Raw genomic sequence first — 1,135 nt, 5'->3', positions numbered from 1 at the left:
AGCAGGTTAGTCACGCCCGCCGAGGCAGAGAGCACCACCAGACGGGTATTGGCATCAGACAGCACGACGTCCGCGCTGCGGTTCATGGCATCGAAATCGGCAACGCTGGTGCCGCCAAATTTTGCCACGATCAACGATTGAGACATGTAACAAAACCTCGTGTCAGGTTATCTCCTCCCATTCGCGGAAGAGAAGATCGGGTAACAGCCTTGGCACAAGAGAAGAGCAGAATTGGACAGACAAGATCAGGAGATGAGTCACCAAAAGCACTTCACCTTGCGAAACGTCCGACTGCGGACGCTTCTGGTGACAACCCAGAGGATTCAGCCCCTGCAGCCGACAGCACAACACTCCGCGTGTTGCACCACCTCGGCGTCGCACCCCCTGATGTGTTCTCGCTGGATACGGATCCTCAAACACACTGCCTGGGCGACGCGCCTCTTCTGGCTTGCACCCGGAGGTACAAGTCGCGCGCACAAAATACTGATTAATTGTTCCGCTGTCCAGCCTTGCGGCGCCGGGAAAATTCATTTTTACACTTATGCAGCGCATTGCTAAACAAACCCGGAAGCCGCCAGCCGCCTAAAGTAGTCAGCGGTGCGAAAAAACCGGTGTTTTGCTGATGCCGCGCAGAGTAATGCGCGGCGAACCGGCCGACAATCGCCGCCGGATTTACCTGAAACGCTGCGGCTGGCGTCACAAATTTTTTCCTTTCAGTTGCAACTGTGGTCATACTGAAACGCGTGCAAGCCGTAACAAATGCTCAGCATGCCGGGCCAGACAGGATGCGCCCGGATGGAATGACGGTTCTTATATCAACAAGAGTGTTGCCATGAAAAATATCAATCCGACACAAACCGCAGCCTGGAAAGCGCTGCAGCAGCATTTTGATCAGATGAAATCGGTAGAGATTGCCGACCTGTTTGCGCAGGATGCCGATCGTTTTGCGAAATTCTCTGCCACCTTTGATGATCAGATGCTGGTGGATTTCTCAAAAAACCGCATCACCCAGGAAACCCTCGACAAACTCCAGGCGCTGGCGAAAGAGACCGATCTGGCGGGCGCCATCAAATCCATGTTCTCCGGTGAGAAGATTAACCGCACCGAAGATCGCGCCGTGCTGCACGTGGCCCTG

The 1,135-nt window shown here is 54.5% G+C and carries 1 protein-coding gene, 2 pseudogenes and 1 riboswitch; of the genes and pseudogenes, 1 reads left to right on the top strand and 2 read right to left on the bottom strand.

Translation table 11 applies throughout. The features are described from left to right. A pseudogene (locus ERD80_RS21175) lies at positions 1–146 on the bottom strand (lysine-sensitive aspartokinase 3); the annotation flags it as partial. Positions 147–256: 110 nt separating this feature from the next. Beyond that, a riboswitch (Lysine riboswitch) is annotated at positions 257–451 on the bottom strand. A gap of 36 nt (positions 452–487) precedes the next feature. After that, a complete protein-coding gene (locus ERD80_RS21170) occupies positions 488–733 on the bottom strand; it encodes a hypothetical protein (protein WP_125309290.1) in 246 nt (81 codons plus the stop codon). A gap of 99 nt (positions 734–832) precedes the next feature. Here ERD80_RS21170 and pgi point away from each other — a divergent pair. Next, a pseudogene (gene pgi, locus ERD80_RS21165) lies at positions 833–1,135 on the top strand (glucose-6-phosphate isomerase); the annotation flags it as partial.

This window comes from Pantoea sp. R102 (genome assembly GCF_004916815.1).
Lineage (GTDB): Bacteria > Pseudomonadota > Gammaproteobacteria > Enterobacterales > Enterobacteriaceae > Pantoea > Pantoea dispersa.
Note: the sequence above shows the minus strand (reverse complement) of the source record. Positions and strands in the feature narration are given on the sequence as shown.

Coding starts and splice junctions, on each gene's coding strand:
- ERD80_RS21170 (WP_125309290.1), bottom strand. CDS start 733: ATGACCACAGTTGCAACTGAAAGGAAAAAATTTGTGACGCCAGCCGCA.